Raw genomic sequence first — 16070 nt, forward strand, 5'->3', positions numbered from 1 at the left:
ATCTCCTTACATTATATTATATAGGACGCGGTGTTTAATCTTCCTGTGTCGCGTCGAATACTTCCCCGAATAAATTCTCCGCAAAGAAGAAAGTTGCATTGCAGAATAGCAGAGGATCTTTAATTACAGCAATGGTGTTTGACTTGCCATTGTTCGCAATAACATTCTCTGCCGGATAGGTCTTGTATTTCTTTTCATTCATAGGATCGTACTGGTAAGAAATATCTGACAGTTCGATATTGTATTTCTCGTCGTGGCAGTATATTCTCATTTTGTACTTAACGATCGTTTTATCCGTATCGTTCAGAAGTAATTCGACTTTCGAGTTTATATTGATCGTCCCTTTCGATTTGCTGGACGTAACGCTCGACAGGAATACATCCTTTCCGTAAGTTTTTCTGGCCCACTTGTCGATGGCATTGAACAACTCACCCTTTTTCATGCCTTCTGCATCAACTTCATCACTGTAGCATACTTTCCCGTTTTTCATGGGAGCGCATGATTCTACAGAACCTTTGTGTCCCTGTGCCATCGAGAGCAAGGGACACATCAGTAACAACAGGAATAATATATTCTTCGTCATCTTCATACTTATCTGATCCATACGTTAAGAATTTCGCCGATAATGATCTTTTGTGTTCCTTCGGTTGATTCCCCTTGTTTGATACACTGGATCATGAACCAGGTTTCAGGATCATCTTTCTTGGAGAAAGAGATTGTATAGAAGTCGTTATCTTTAACTGCTTTGTAAACTTCGCTGTCCGGACTGATGGAGATCGAAGCGATGTCCTTTCCGAACATTTTGCCCATCTCTTTCCAGGTGGCATAATGTTCCACTAATTTATCATTGTCGCCCGGAGTAACCTGCATCTTACTTTCCGGTAACATATTCAGCAAGGTAGACGGTACTTTATCCGGTTCAAAAGCGGTAAGTCCCTGGCATACTTCGGTATTGTTGCTGACGGGAGCTTTAGCTATCTGCTGTGCGGGAACTGTTGCGGGAGCTGCTTGCTGCTGTACAGGAGCCACTGCATAAGCAGGAGCGACAACGCCTGCCGGCTGGATACCGAAGGCTGCATCGGCACTCTTGAACATATCGTCTGCGAAATCGATGGTTTTACGACGGAACTTGCCATTGCCACGGTTCAACTTGTCTTTCTTCTTGTTCAATGCAAATTTGTCTGTGATCCATTCTTCTGCCGTGTACTTTTCCGGATCGCGCTGGTAAGATACATTGTATTCGTAACGAATGCCCGACATCTTGATTATGGCGGCATTGTTCTCGCATTCGATCGTTACGCGATAGTTCATCAATGTACGGTCAAGCGACAGGGCTGTGCTCTGGAATACCAGATATTCTTCGCCGATAGCGGCAATATCGCCTTTCTCTTTATCGGAATAAACCAGGCGGCGTCCGTCTTCACTAAAGTATTTCTGTGCCCACGAGTACATGATGTCGTAAATCTGATCCTTTGAAAGGGATGGTATACTTATCTCTTTGGTAAATACTACTTTGCCGTCATCTTCAGTTACGGCACCGGCTAAATACTTCTGATCCTCCTGCGCCATGAGCAGAGAAGGAATAAATAAAAGGAATAATAAGAGATGTTTCATGGTGAATTCTGTGTTTTTTTACTGGCAAAGATATATAATTGTACTCGAAATTAACTATGAGTGTGACAAATAATTATTCTAATTACTATATGACAAAGAAAAAAAGCCTATATTTGCACCCTGTGAAAAAACGAAAAATAATAATGTAATAACATAAACTCAAGATTCAAATGCAAAACAAGGGATTTGTAAGGGTCTTCGCGGTGTTACTTACGCTTGTATGTTTGTTCTATCTATCGTTCTCATTTGTAACAAGATACTACAACAACAAAGCCGCTGAGTATGCAGGGGGGGATCCGTCGAAAGAGAGTCTTTATTTAGACTCATTATCTACTCAAAAGGTGTGGTTGGGCTATACGCTCAAGCAGTGCCGTGAAATGGAAATTAGTTTAGGACTTGACCTGAAAGGCGGTATGAACGTCGTTCTGGAATTGAATGTGGCCGACGTAATCCGTTCGCTTTCAAACAATAATCAGGATGAGAACTTCAACAAAGCCTTAACAGCGGCTTATGCTCGCCAGGCAACCAGTCAGAAAGACTTTATCGATCTGTTTGCAGAAGAGTACAAGAACCTGGACAGTGGCGCACGTTTGTCTGCCATATTCAGTACTTTTGAGTTGAAAGATAAAATTACTCCGCAGAGCACAGATGCTCAAGTTGTTTCTGTATTGAAAGAAGAGTTGAAAAGTGCTATCGATAATTCATTCAACGTATTGCGTACCCGTATCGACCGTTTCGGTGTGGTATCTCCGAACATTCAGCGTCTGGAAACAGCAGGTCGTATCCTGGTGGAACTTCCGGGTGTGAAAGAGCCGGAACGTGTTCGTAAATTGTTGCAGGGTAGTGCTAACCTGGAATTCTGGGAAACTTATCAGTTGCCGGAAATTTATCAGCAGTTGGTTGCTGCCGATAACATTTTGGCTACTGTACTGAAAGAACACAACGACGAAGCCGTTGCTACTGAAACAGAAAGTGTATCTGCTGATGGCAATGATACGACTGTAACAGAAACAACCGTTGCCGAAGGTGAAAATACAAACGAAGCTGACTCTTTGTTGGCTAAGATCGCTCAGGATAAACCGGAAGCGCAGGCAAACCAGTCAATGGAAGAGTTTGCTAAACAGCATCCGTTGTTTGCCTTGCTGCAGATCAACCAGTATAACGGTCAGTTAGGCCGTGGTGCTTCTGTGGGTGTGGCTAATGTAAGAGACATTCCTAAGATCAACGAATACCTGGCTATGAAGCAGGTAAAAGACGTATTGCCTCGTAACCTCTCTTTGAAATGGGGTGTTAAGGCAATGGATGAAAAAGAACAGTACTTCGAATTATATGCAATCAAGGTTACTAACCGTGACGGTTCACCTGCTTTAGGTGGTGACGTAGTAACGGATGCTAACGCTGACTTCGTTCAGCAGGTTGGTCGTTCAGAACAACAGGTTAGCATGAGCATGAACGCAGAAGGTGCTAAAGCATGGGCTCGTTTGACAAAAGAAAATATCGGTAAGTCTATCGCTATCGTTTTGGATGATATGGTTTATTCCGCTCCGAACGTAAACGACGAAATTACTGGTGGACGTTCTTCTATCACAGGTCACTTCACTCCGGAAGAAGCGAAGGACTTGGCAAACGTCTTGAAATCAGGTAAAATGGCTGCTTCAGTACATATCGTACAGGAAGACGTTGTCGGTCCGTCACTGGGTCAGGAAGCTATCAGCTCAGGTGTTATCTCATTTGCACTGGCTTTGATCCTGTTGATGATCTATATGTGTGCATTCTACGGAATTATCCCGGGTCTGATTGCAGACGGTGCACTGGTATTGAACATCTTCTTTACAATGGGTATCCTTGCTTCTTTCCAGGCAGTACTTACTTTGCCGGGTATTGCCGGTATGGTGTTGACGCTGGGTATGGCGGTGGATGCTAACGTGTTGATCTATGAACGTACGAAAGAAGAGCTTCGTGCCGGAAAATCGTTAGGTAAGGCTATTGCCGACGGTTACAGCAACGCGTTCTCTGCTATCTTCGACTCCAACTTGACATCTATCATTACTGGTGTTGTATTGTTCTACTTCGGTACAGGTCCTATCCGTGGTTTCGCAACTACGATGATCATCGGTCTGTTCGCTTCTTTCCTTACTGCAGTCTTCCTGACTCGTATCGTTTACGAAGCATTACTGGCTAAAGATAAACTGAAGAATGTAACGTTTGTAACTTCAATCACAAAAGACCTGTTGACCAATCCGAAGATCAACTTCCTGGGTGCACGTAAGGTAGGTTATATTATTCCTGCTGTTATCATCCTGTTGGGGGCTGTATCTATGATGACGATCGGTTTGAACAACGGTATCGACTTCACCGGTGGACGTAACTATATCGTTCGTTTCGATCAGGATGTGAAGACTGACGAAGTTCGTGATATGTTGGATGCCCAACTGGACGGTGCTGTAAGCGTTATCACTATCGGTACTCCGGATCAGGTTCGTGTTTCAACGAACTATAAGATTGATGATGCAGATCCTGCAGTAGACCAGGAAATCGAATCATTATTGTTCGAAGGCGTTAAACCGTTGCTTCCGCAGGGAACAACACTGGAACAGTTTACAACAACTTATATCCAGAGTTCACAGAAGGTAGGGCCGAGTATGGCTGACGACATCAAGAATAGCGCTATCATGGCCGTTATCTTCGCGATGTTCTGTATGGCTGCTTATATCCTGCTTCGTTTCCGCGACTGGTCATTCTCCGTAGGAGCATTTGCGTCAGTGGCAGTAACAACATTGTGTATCATTTCTTTCTATACATTATTATGGAAACTGTTACCGTTCTCAATGGAAGTCGACCAGACATTTATCGCGGCTATCCTGACGATTATCGGTTACTCTATCAATGATACCGTGGTTGTATTCGACCGTATCCGTGAAACGATCGGTCTGTATCCGAAGCGCGACCGTTACCAGGTGATCAATGATGCTTTGAACTCAACATTGTCTCGTACATTCAATACATCATTAACGACATTGGTTGTTGTACTGTGTATCTTTATCCTGGGTGGTAGCACGATCCGTAGCTTTACGTTCGCTATCCTGTTGGGTATCGTTGTGGGTACTTATGCAACATTGTTTATTGCTACTCCGATCGCATACGAATTGCAGAAGAGAAAGATCAATAAGAAAGCTGCAGCTGAATTAGCTAAGTAAAAATAGCTGATCATAAGATATAAAAAAGGCTGCCTCATCACGAGGCGGCCTTTTTTCTTGCTTTTATTATGCTTCTAAACATATAAGTGAAATTGTTCGGACGTAAGGAAATAGTTACCTTGTAGGCCACTTATACGATGTTTTTCTGACAGATTGTAAGTAACAGATAAAAAGTCATCAGTTATGCAAATACATCTTGATCGCCAATTGCCGGAATATCCATCTTTTGTTGCCGGTATCCGCCGCGCTCCTGATCGCGGTTATACGCTTACGCCCGCGCAGACCGAAACGGCATTGAAAAATGCTTTAAGGTACGTACCCAAAGAACTTCATGCAACGCTTGCTCCCGAATTTATGGACGAACTGTTGACCCGTGGAAGGATATACGGGTACCGCTACCGTCCGGAAGGAGACCTGAAAGCACGTCCCATTGAAGAATATAAAGGGAACTGCCTGGAAGGGAAAGCCTTTCAGGTGATGATAGATAATAACCTGTGTTTCGACATCGCCTTGTATCCGTATGAACTGGTAACCTACGGTGAAACCGGACAGGTTTGCCAGAACTGGATGCAATACCGGCTCATCAGGAAATACCTGGAGGTGATGACACAGGAGCAAACCCTGGTTATCGAGTCGGGCCATCCGCTGGGACTATTCCGTTCGAAGCCGGAAGCTCCCCGCGTGATCATAACCAACTCGATGATGGTGGGAATGTTCGACAACCAGAAAGACTGGCATATTGCCGCACAGATGGGAGTGGCCAATTACGGCCAGATGACAGCCGGAGGGTGGATGTATATCGGCCCGCAAGGTATCGTTCACGGAACATTCAATACATTGCTGAATGCAGGACGCCTGAAACTGGGCATACCGCAGGATAAAGATCTTCGGGGACATTTGTTTGTTTCATCCGGACTGGGCGGCATGAGTGGTGCACAACCCAAAGCTGCGGTTATAGCCGGAGCCGCCTGTATTGTTGCCGAAGTAGACCAGTCCCGAATAGAGACACGACGCTCGCAAGGGTGGGTTCAGTTGGTTACGGATGATAAAGCGGAAGCTTTCCGTCTGGCAAAAGAAGCACAGGCGGCCAGGGAACCTGTTTCAATCGCTTATCACGGAAACATTGTCGACCTGTTGGAGTATGCCGGGGAAGCATCCATTCATATCGACCTGTTGAGCGATCAGACTTCCTGCCATGCCGTTTACGAAGGCGGCTATTGTCCGGTAGGTATCTCTTTTGAGGAACGAACTCGCCTGCTGTCGGGTGATCATGATGCATTTTGCACCTTGGTGAACCGTTCTCTATGCCGGCATTATGAAATAATAAAGAAACTGGTTGCCGCCGGTACTTACTTCTTTGATTACGGAAACTCTTTTATGAAAGCGATTTACGATGCCGGAGTGAAAGAAATATCCCGGAACGGCATTGACGAGAAAGACGGTTTTATCTGGCCTTCTTACGTAGAAGATATTATGGGCCCCGAATTGTTCGATTACGGCTACGGCCCTTTCCGCTGGGTATGCCTGAGCGGTAAGCATGAAGACCTGATAAAGACAGACCATGCAGCGATGGACTGCATCGATCCGGATCGTCGCGGGCAAGACCGGGATAACTATAACTGGATACGCGATGCCGAAAAGAACCGGTTGGTAGTCGGCACACAAGCCCGTATCCTGTATCAGGATGCCGAAGGACGGCTGAAGATCGCTCTACGCTTTAACCGGATGGTACGCGAGGGTGAGATCGGCCCTGTCATGCTGGGACGCGACCACCACGATGTAAGCGGAACAGATTCGCCCTTCCGGGAGACATCCAACATTTACGACGGCAGCAATGTGATGGCGGATATGGCCGTGCAATGCTTTGCCGGGAATGCAGCCCGTGGCATGAGCCTGGTCGCCCTTCATAACGGAGGAGGCGTAGGGATCGGCAAAGCTATAAACGGCGGTTTCGGTATGGTGCTCGACGGAAGCGAGCGGGTAGACGACATTTTACGTTCCGCCATGCTGTGGGATGTTATGGGTGGCGTTGCGCGCCGTTCATGGGCACGCAACCCGCATGCGATCGAGACTTGCGAAGTGTTCAATCAGAATAATGAAGATCAGTATCATATAACACTTCCTTATATTCCAGAGGAAGAATTGATACATCAAATAATAAAGACCTCTTTAAATACCTGAAGTTATGAGCAATTGGAGTAAAATTATGGAATGTGTCCCCAATTTTAGCGAAGGAAGGGACTTGGGAAAGATAGAAAAAATAATAGAGCCATTCAGAGCCAAACAAGGAGTAAAACTGTTAGATTATAGTAATGACGAAGATCACAATCGTCTGGTGGTAACTGTTGTCGGTGAGCCGGAAGCCTTGAAGGCCGCGTTGCTGGAAGCCATAGGGCAGGCAGTTGCGCTGATCGACCTGACCCGCCATAGCGGGCAGCATCCGCGAATGGGAGCGGTCGATGTCGTGCCGTTCATCCCGATCAAAGGATGTACGATGGAGGAAGCAGTGGCTTTGTCGAAAGAAGTAGGCGAACAGATTGCCGCATTGTACAATGTGCCTGTGTTCCTGTATGAAAAGTCGGCTTCGGCTCCTCACCGCGAAAACCTGGCAGCTGTCAGGAAAGGCGAGTTCGAAGGAATGGCGGAGAAGATCAAACTACCGGAGTGGCAACCCGACTTCGGCCCGGCCGAACGTCACCCGACAGCCGGAACAGTTGCCGTAGGTGCCCGTATGCCGTTGGTGGCTTATAACGTGAACCTCGGTACGGCCAATCTGGAGATAGCCAGCGATATTGCGAAAAAGATACGCTTCATAGGCGGCGGCTTGCGTTATTGCAAGGCAATGGGGGTGGAACTGAAAGAACGGGGTATCACGCAAGTCTCCATAAATATGACGGACTATACCCGTACCGCCCTCTACCGTGCTTTCGAGCTGGTAAAGGTAGAAGCACGCCGTTACGGGGTGCCGGTAGTCGGTAGTGAGATAATCGGGCTTGTTCCGATGGAAGCATTGATAGATACAGCTTCTTATTATCTGGGATTGGAGAACTTTACAATGAATCAGGTACTGGAAGCAAGAATAATGGAATAAAACATGAAAGGAGATAAATTACTTATAAGAAATGCGTCGCAGGTCGTAACCTGTTCCGGTTTTGAAGCGAAAAGAGGGGCGGAAATGTCCGACCTGCATGTTATTGAAGACGGGGCGGTAGTCGTTTCCGGCGGTATAATCACACATGTCGGACGGACGAAAGATATATTGCGGCAGGTGGATGTGGATGAATATCTGGAGATAGATGCCTCCGGCAGAGCGTTGTTGCCCGGCTTTGTGGACAGTCATACCCATTTTGTATTTGGTGGTTACCGGGAAGAAGAGTTCTCCTGGCGGCAGAAAGGAGACAGTTATATGTCGATCATGGAACGTGGCGGCGGTATAGTCAACACGGTCAACGCTACCCGCGAATGCGACTTCGAGACACTGTGGGGCATCGGTTACGAACGGTTGGACGAAATGCTCGATATGGGCGTCACCACCGTAGAAGGGAAAAGCGGCTATGGTCTCGATTTCGAAACGGAGTTGCGGCAGTTGCGCGTCATGGCCGACCTGAACGAGGAGCATCCGGTGGATGTTGTCTCCACCTATCTCGGCGCTCACGCTACCCCACCCGAATATACCCATCAAACGGACGACTATATCACTTATATGATCGAGCAGGTACTGCCCGAACTCCGGTTGGAGAGAACCGTTACTTTCTGTGACGTCTTTTGCGAACAAGGCGTATTCTCCCTGAAACAAAGCGAACGCCTGCTCCGTGCAGCCAGAAGCCAACGTTTCAAACTGAAAATGCATGCCGACGAGATTGTCTCGCTGGGAGGTGCCGAACTGGCCGCTAAACTGAAAGTAGTTAGTGCCGACCATCTCCTGCATGCTTCCGACGAAGGAATAAGACGGATGGCACGCAGCGGAGTGATCGCCACCTTGCTTCCGCTTACCGCCTTTTCACTGGACGAACCGTTTGCCCGCGGGCGTGAAATGATAGATGCCGGCTGTGCCGTAGCATTGGCCTCCGACTATAATCCCGGCAGCAGTTTCTCCTGTTCCATCCCGATGCTGTTCGCTCTGGCCTGCATCAAGATGAAACTGACAGTGGAAGAAGCCGTTACCGCACTCACTATAAACGGGGCAGCCGCTTTGGGACGTGCGGGCAAGATCGGTAGTATCGATGTGGGAAAGAAAGCCGACCTGGTTTTACTGAAGTATCCGTCTTATAAGTTCCTGCCTTACAATGTGGGAATGAATATTGTGGATACGGTCATCAAGGACGGTATTATCTATATGATCTGAGAAATAGGTTATTCATTGTTTAACACCTTAAATAAATTATACTATGCTGGTAGACTTGACAATAAAAGGATTTTTGGCCGAAACAGCCAGTAACGCGCCTGTTCCCGGCGGAGGAAGCATCTCCGCCCTGAACGGGGCCATTGCTACTTCATTGACGGAAATGGTGGCGAACCTGACGATCGGGAAAAAGAAATATGCCGACGTGGAAGGACAGATGAAAACGATCGCTACCGAAGCCGCCCTTATCCGCGAACGGCTTGTCCGCGACATCGACCGCGATAGTGAAGCCTACGACCGTGTGTTTGCCGCCTTCAAACTCCCGAAAGAGACGGAAGAGCAGATTGCCGAACGTAGCCAAGCTATCCAGGATGCGACCAAAGAGGCAGCCCTGGTTCCCATGCAGGTCGCCGAAGAGGTGGCCTCGGTGATGGAAACGATTATCTATGTGGCACATAAGGGGAACCGCAATGCCGTTACCGATGCCTGTGTCGCCATGATGGCTGCCCGTACCTGTGTACTGGGTGCTTTGCTGAATGTCCGTATCAACCTGGGCTCGATCAAGGATGAAGCATTTGTGAAACGGATGCAGGAGAAAGCCGACTTTCTGGAAGCCGAAGCGATCCGTATCGAAACGAAGCTGCTTGATTGGGTTAAAACAATATTATGATTATGGGTAATGTCTATTATGTAGGTTCCGAGCCTCTTACTTTCGAAAGTATAGAGCAGATACTTACGCAGAATATGAAGCTCGAACTGACACCCGAAGTGCGTGCCCGTATCCAGAACTGCCGCGACTACCTCGACCGGAAGATCGAGCAGCAGGATGGGCCGCTTTACGGTATCACGACCGGCTTCGGCTCGTTGTGTAACAAGAATATCTCGTCCGACGAACTCAGCACCTTGCAGGAGAACCTGGTGAAAAGCCATGCCTGTAGCGTGGGCGACGAGGTAAGTCCTGTTATTGTCCGGTTGATGATGTTGCTGAAGGCGCATGCCTTGTCGCTCGGACATAGCGGGGTGCAGGTCATTACCGTACAGCGCATCCTCGATTTCTTCAACAATGATGTCTTGCCGATCGTTTACGACCGTGGCTCGCTGGGTGCTTCCGGCGACCTGGCTCCGTTGGCAAACCTCTTTCTCCCGCTTATCGGTGTAGGGGATGTCTATTATAAAGGAAAGAAACGTGAAGCTATCAGTGTGCTGGATGAGTTTGCCTGGAAACCGGTTCGCCTGAAGAGTAAAGAAGGATTGGCCTTGCTGAATGGTACGCAGTTTATGAGCGCTAACGGTGTCTTTGCCCTGATGCGTGCTTTCCGCCTTTCGAAAAGGGCTGATATGATTGCCGCCTTATCCCTGGAAGCGTTCGACGGGCGTATCGATCCGTTTATGGATTGCATCCAGCAGATACGTCCTCATCCGGGACAGATAGAAACGGGTGCCGCTTTCCGTGAATATCTTGAAGGAAGCGAGTTGATCAACCGTAAGAAGGAACATGTGCAGGATCCTTATTCCTTCCGCTGTATCCCGCAGGTACACGGGGCGACGAAGGATGCTATCAACTATGTCTCCGGCGTACTGCTGACCGAAATAAACTCGGTGACAGACAACCCGACCATTTTCCCGGACGAGGACAAGATCATCTCCGGCGGAAACTTCCACGGCCAGCCTTTGGCGATCTCGTACGATTTCCTGGCTATTGCCCTGGCCGAACTGGGTAATATCTCCGAACGTCGTGTGGCTCAACTGATCATGGGACTTCGCGGCTTGCCCGAATTCCTTGTTGCCAATCCCGGCCTGAACTCCGGTTTTATGATCCCGCAATATGCAGCCGCGAGCATGGTGAGCCAGAACAAAATGTACTGCTATGCCGCCAGCAGCGACTCGATTGTATCCAGCAACGGACAGGAGGATCACGTCAGCATGGGTGCGAATGCCGCGATCAAACTCTTCAAGATCATGGATAACCTCGATCTTATCCTGGCCATCGAGTTGATGAATGCCGCTCAGGGAATAGAATTCCGTCGTCCGGCCAAAACATCCCCCGTCCTTGAAAAGTTCCTGAAAGACTTCCGCAAAGAAGTTCCTTTTATAGAGGACGACATCGTGATGTACACCGAAATCCACCGCACGGTTGCCTTCCTGCGCAGGCACCCGCTGTAAAGAGAGAATCCCAGAACTAGCCTTCATGCCTTCATCGTGTCCTTTGTTCCTTGATAAACAACCGGACACCGATGAAGGCACTTGCTCTTTTGGCTTTCATGTAGCCTTCATACGCCTTCATTATTCTTTGTCGATCTCCATTATCCATATCATATCTCCCTATTTTCACCTTCTGATAAAACAATTAGCTAACGAACACTAAGCTCTTTCCTCATGATAGCTAAGCCCTCACGTCATTACTATTAATCTCTTTACTCCTTAATTTCATAAGAGTAAGGCCTGTTTTACAAATACGTAAGGCCTAGATTGCAAATATGAAAGGCTTGCCTTACTTTTTTGTATGGCAAGCCTTTCACTTATTAAATAGCAGACCTAAATGTTTAATAGTCTTATGCTAAGGACTTAGTTGTAGTGAATTAAGTCCTTAGCTTTTGGCATCGGTATTTTCCCGTGTCTATAGTTTTTCTATTTCTTCGGGAGAGAGTCCTGTGCATTCCGATATTTCTTTAAGGTCATACCCTTTTTGCTTCATCGTTTTAGCAATCTGGTGGTTAGCTAATTGCTGACCTTCTTTCATGCCTTCCTTCATGCCTCTTTCCAATCCTTCTTTCATGCCCTTTTCCATGCCCTGTTTCAATCCTTTCTCGTTAGCTTTCTCTATGGCATATTCTGTAGTGCAGCGCCAATCGCGGTAATTCTTCAGATTTTCATCGTACACGGCACGTTCGTGGGGAGTCATCGCATTCACGTTTGCCACATCGAGCAAGCGGCGGTAGGCTTCGTCTTTCTCCTTAAAGGGAGACATATCAAATAGATTCATATTCTTCAATACATAGATCATATTTTCCAGAGGAGTGATACATTCCTCTTTCTGTAAATTAAATAACTCAAACGAAATATAGACTTGTTTCAGTTTGATTTCACCAAAAGATTTACCTGTTACTTCATTCGCCAGTACTATATCCGTACGCCAGGTAGGGAAGTCGGGCAAGCTGAAGTTTAACAGGTAGATACCATATACCGGCAGCAATTCGTACTTCCACTCCGATCCTATTTCTCCCTGACGGGAGATCATACGACAAATGTAATAAAATCCGCGGTTAAAGAAGTAACGTTGGGGGCAATTCTGCATTTCTAAGATAAACTTTGTCCCGTCTGTATCCTCACAAAGACAGTCGAAAATGATTGTACGTTGATCCATCGTTTCAGGACGTATCTCTTTATCAATGTAGATGAGATCTTTAACCAGACGCTCGCCTTGCAGAGTGGCGTTAATGAAATCGATGGCTACTTGTTTGTTACCGAATACAGCTTTGAAGCCGCTGTCGAGCATAATGTTAACGTAATGTTCCATAGCTTATGGTATGTAATGGTTAACACCTAATAGCAGGTGATGGGGCAAAGATAAGAATATTATTGAAAGAAGGTGTACGAATAATAAAAAAGATGTAATTATAACTTCAATGAACCCGATGAAGGGTACTATGAAAGCAAAAGGGTATAATGGCTTCATCTGTGATCGGTTGTTAATTAATAGCCAAAGACATAATGAAGGCGATGAAGGCACTTTCGGTGAAACATTTAGAGGAAATCTGCACTTTATTTCGGTTCTTTGCAGAAAAAAATAAAAATCGCATGCAGTATTTCCGCAGTCAATACATTTACATAATAAACACGCGCGGCGTTGATGGGTGAAGAAGAACTGATAAGGCAGTGTATGCGGGGTGCGAATGCAGCCCGTAAAGAACTCTACGATACTTATGCCAAACAAATGTTAAGCATTTGTTACCGGTATACAGGAGGTATGGACGTGGCTTACGATCTGTTGCATGACGGATTTCTGAAAGTCTTTTCATCCTGCTCCGGTTTTACGTATCGTGGGGAAGGGAGCCTAAAAGCGTGGATGAGCCGTATTTTTGTGAATACGGCACTCGAGTATCTTCGGAAGAAGGATGTACTCAAACAAATAGTCCCCCTTGATATGATTGCTGAAACAGAAGAGGATCCGCCGGAGGAGATCGAACAGATCCCAACGTCGGTTCTGATGCAATTCGTCCAGGAGTTACCGACGGGTTACCGTACAGTGTTTAACTTATATACATTTGAAGAACGAAGTCACAAAGAGATTGCCGAGCTCTTACATATAAACGAACGATCATCATCGTCGCAACTGTGTCGGGCAAAAGCAATGCTGGTAAAGAAAGTAAATGATTACATTCAGAAAGAAGCCGGAAGATGAAAATGGAAGATAAATTAATACAGGAATACCGGATGCGGGAGATTGATTATCAGCTACCGTTGCCGGAGGATGGTTGGGAAAAGCTCGAAGCAGCGTTCTCTGCTACTCCGCAGGTCCGTCGCTTCCCTTATCGTTGGTTGGCGGCAGCAGTGTCTTTTTTGGCGGTTTTAGGTTCGTCTCTTTACTTTATGGGGATAGATAAGGAGATAGAACCGGTCTTGTCGGATATCGTTCTTCCTGCTGAACAAGGAAGTGGTATGCCTACTCCGGCTTTTGTTCCGGCGGAGGATGTGAAACCGCAACCGGCAGCAAAACAACTGGTGGCTACCGTGCAAAAGAAAGAACCGGAATTACCGGGACTGACTGAAACGGTGTCGGAAATTTATATGTCTATCTCTGCTTATTTCCATGCAGAGGTGGGAGAAGGGGATGTCGTGGCAAATAATTCTAACAGCCGTTCGGTTGTGGAACATAGCGGTCAGTACGACTATGTTCCGGAGAGGAATTATGAGCCGTTGCCGAAGAAGAAGTCTTCGTCCGGCAAAGGGTGGACATTCGGTTTATACGCCGGAAATATGTTTGATCGTCATTCTTCTGCTACGGGAGGATTACAGATGTTGAATGGTTCGGCAACGCGTTCGGATGTAAGTGTGAATAATAACCCGGGTTCGGGAACTTTTGAAGATTACATGAAGAATGTGGCTTCGAATGCGTCGAACTTCCGGGATCCGGGTGACTATTCCATGTTTGAACAGATCGCAGTGGCTAACTATCAGAAGCCTACGGGAACGAAGATAAAGCATAAGTTCCCTCTTTCGGCGGGGCTTACGGTGAAGAAGAAGATCAACGACCGGTTATCGGTGGAGAGCGGGTTGGTTTATACCTTCCTGTCGTCGGAACTTTCGGCCGGCGAAGTGGACTTCTATTCGCAGGAGCAGCGTTTGCATTACCTGGGTATTCCTTTGAAAGTGAATTATACCTTGTGGAAGAAAGACCGTTTGTCGGTTTATGCTTCTGCCGGAGGAATGGCCGAAATGTGTGTGGACGGTAGCCTGAATACCAATTATTACCTGAATAACGTCCGGGAGCGTAAAAGCAAGACTGATCTTGATGTGAACAAGGTGCAGTTGTCCGCTTTGGCTTCGTTGGGTGTACAATATGATATTTCTAAACCCGTTAGTATCTATGCCGAACCCGGTATCGCTTATTATTTTGATGATAAGAGTGTGGTTGAGACGATCCGGAAAGAGCAGCCACTCTGTGCATCGGTGCAATTCGGAGTTAGATTTGCTTTTTGATGAATAGGTGAGGTTGATTTCCTGTACAGGAAAAAAGAGGAGCAGGGTTATTCCTTTGGAAGCCCTGCTCTTTCTTTTTCTATTGATAAGTGACAGTTGTCAGCTTTTACTTACGTGCACTCTTTGCGTAGGTGCCTGGTTTTCGTTGCGGTAGTTGATTTGTTCGACTACGTTTTCTGCCAGTTCGCGGAAAGCGGTGCCAGTGATTGTTTCCGGGTTTAAGGCTACAGGCGTTCCATTGTCGCCCCCTTCACAAATGCTCTGTACGATAGGGATCTGACCCAGTAAGGGGATATTCAGTTCTTCTGCCAGACGTTTGGCTCCTTCTTTTCCGAACAGGTAATATTTGTTCTCCGGAAGTTCGGCGGGAGTGAACCAGGCCATGTTTTCAACCAGTCCCAATACCGGTACGTTTATCTTTTCTCCGGTGAACATGCTGATACCTTTACGGGCGTCGGCCAGTGCAACCTCTTGCGGGGTGCTGACAACGATAGCGCCTGTGATAGCCAATGTCTGTACCAGAGTCAGGTGGATATCGCTTGTTCCCGGTGGCAGGTCGATCAGGAAGTAATCGAGATCGCCCCAGTTAGCATCACCGATAAGCTGCTTCAGGGCGTTGCTGGCCATAGCGCCGCGCCACAGAACGGCATCTTCCTTATTGACAAAGAAACCGATCGATAATAGTTTCACTCCATAATTCTCGGCGGGTTGTATCAGGTCGCGGCCATCTACTTCTTCCATATAAGGACGGGCATCTTCCACATTGAACATCTTAGGTTGCGAAGGGCCGAAGATGTCGGCATCCAGCAAACCTACCTTGTAACCCAGTCCGGCTAAAGCGACTGCCAGGTTAGCGGCAACCGTACTTTTACCTACTCCCCCTTTACCGGAAGATACGGCGATGATATTTTTTACCTGCGGAAGCAGTTTGTCCGGTTCGGGACGCGCTACCTGGCGGGCTACTACTTCGATATTCCCTTTGATATCTACCTCTTCGCCTACATAAGTAAGGATTGCCGTTTCGGCTGCTTTTACTACCGATTTGATAAACGGATCGTTCGGTTTCTCAAATAGGAGAGAGAAGCTTACTTTATTGCCTTCGATCCGTATGTTGTCTTCCACCATGCCCATCTCTACCAGGTCTTTACCTGTTCCGGGGTAACGCACTTTAGCGAGTGCGTCCATGATCAGTTTAGGATATATAGCCATAATATAAT

The 16070-nt window shown here is 47.0% G+C and carries 12 protein-coding genes; 8 read left to right on the forward strand and 4 right to left on the reverse strand.

Annotated elements, in window-relative coordinates; all coding sequences use genetic code 11:
• Positions 1-34 precede the first annotated feature (34 nt).
• A complete protein-coding gene (locus HMPREF1536_RS13020) occupies positions 35-604 on the reverse strand; it encodes a DUF4468 domain-containing protein (protein ID WP_028729768.1) in 570 nt (189 codons plus the stop codon).
• The gene (locus tag HMPREF1536_RS13025) at positions 592-1614 is read right to left on the reverse strand and encodes a DUF4468 domain-containing protein (RefSeq protein WP_028729767.1); all 1023 of its coding nucleotides are present in this window, start codon (positions 1612-1614) and stop codon (positions 592-594) included. The genes HMPREF1536_RS13020 and HMPREF1536_RS13025 overlap by 13 nt, the downstream gene beginning before the upstream one ends.
• A 170-nt stretch (positions 1615-1784) precedes the next feature.
• Here HMPREF1536_RS13025 and secDF point away from each other — a divergent pair, with 170 nt between their 5' ends.
• The 6 genes from secDF (at position 1785) to hutH (ending at position 11316) form a co-directional block, all read left to right on the forward strand.
• Complete coding sequence (secDF, locus tag HMPREF1536_RS13030; RefSeq protein ID WP_028729766.1) at positions 1785-4811, forward strand: protein translocase subunit SecDF; 3027 nt, start codon at positions 1785-1787, stop codon at positions 4809-4811.
• 183 nt (positions 4812-4994) lie between these two features.
• A complete protein-coding gene (locus HMPREF1536_RS13035; RefSeq protein WP_028729765.1) occupies positions 4995-6992 on the forward strand; it encodes a urocanate hydratase in 1998 nt (665 codons plus the stop codon).
• 4 nt (positions 6993-6996) lie between these two features.
• A complete protein-coding gene (ftcD, locus tag HMPREF1536_RS13040) occupies positions 6997-7902 on the forward strand; it encodes a glutamate formimidoyltransferase (RefSeq protein ID WP_028729764.1) in 906 nt (301 codons plus the stop codon).
• Positions 7903-7905: 3 nt separating this feature from the next.
• Positions 7906-9156, forward strand: a complete 1251-nt coding sequence (hutI, locus tag HMPREF1536_RS13045; RefSeq protein ID WP_028729763.1) for an imidazolonepropionase — start codon at positions 7906-7908, stop codon at positions 9154-9156.
• A 43-nt stretch (positions 9157-9199) separates the two neighbouring features.
• Positions 9200-9823, forward strand: coding sequence for a cyclodeaminase/cyclohydrolase family protein (locus HMPREF1536_RS13050; RefSeq protein WP_028729762.1), 624 nt, complete (start codon positions 9200-9202; stop codon positions 9821-9823).
• A 2-nt stretch (positions 9824-9825) separates the two neighbouring features.
• Positions 9826-11316, forward strand: a complete 1491-nt coding sequence (gene hutH, locus HMPREF1536_RS13055) for a histidine ammonia-lyase (RefSeq protein WP_028729761.1) — start codon at positions 9826-9828, stop codon at positions 11314-11316.
• 454 nt (positions 11317-11770) lie between these two features.
• Here hutH and HMPREF1536_RS13060 read toward each other — a convergent pair whose 3' ends face one another.
• The gene (locus tag HMPREF1536_RS13060) at positions 11771-12670 is read right to left on the reverse strand and encodes an Rpn family recombination-promoting nuclease/putative transposase (protein WP_028729760.1); all 900 of its coding nucleotides are present in this window, start codon (positions 12668-12670) and stop codon (positions 11771-11773) included.
• Between the two features lie 333 nt (positions 12671-13003).
• Here HMPREF1536_RS13060 and HMPREF1536_RS13065 point away from each other — a divergent pair, with 333 nt between their 5' ends.
• Together HMPREF1536_RS13065 and HMPREF1536_RS13070 are read left to right on the forward strand one after the other, a co-directional pair.
• Complete coding sequence (locus HMPREF1536_RS13065; protein WP_028729759.1) at positions 13004-13555, forward strand: RNA polymerase sigma factor; 552 nt, start codon at positions 13004-13006, stop codon at positions 13553-13555.
• Positions 13552-14853, forward strand: coding sequence for an outer membrane beta-barrel protein (locus tag HMPREF1536_RS13070; protein WP_028729758.1), 1302 nt, complete (start codon positions 13552-13554; stop codon positions 14851-14853). Before HMPREF1536_RS13065 ends, HMPREF1536_RS13070 begins: the two co-directional genes overlap by 4 nt.
• 99 nt (positions 14854-14952) lie before the next feature.
• Here HMPREF1536_RS13070 and HMPREF1536_RS13075 read toward each other — a convergent pair whose 3' ends face one another.
• Positions 14953-16062 carry an Mrp/NBP35 family ATP-binding protein gene (locus tag HMPREF1536_RS13075; RefSeq protein WP_028729757.1) on the reverse strand — a complete coding sequence of 370 codons (1110 nt, stop codon included), beginning with the start codon at positions 16060-16062 and terminating at the stop codon, positions 14953-14955.
• Positions 16063-16070: the final 8 nt, after the last annotated feature.

Origin of the sequence: Parabacteroides gordonii MS-1 = DSM 23371 (genome assembly GCF_000969825.1) — a bacterium.
Taxonomy (GTDB): domain Bacteria; phylum Bacteroidota; class Bacteroidia; order Bacteroidales; family Tannerellaceae; genus Parabacteroides; species Parabacteroides gordonii.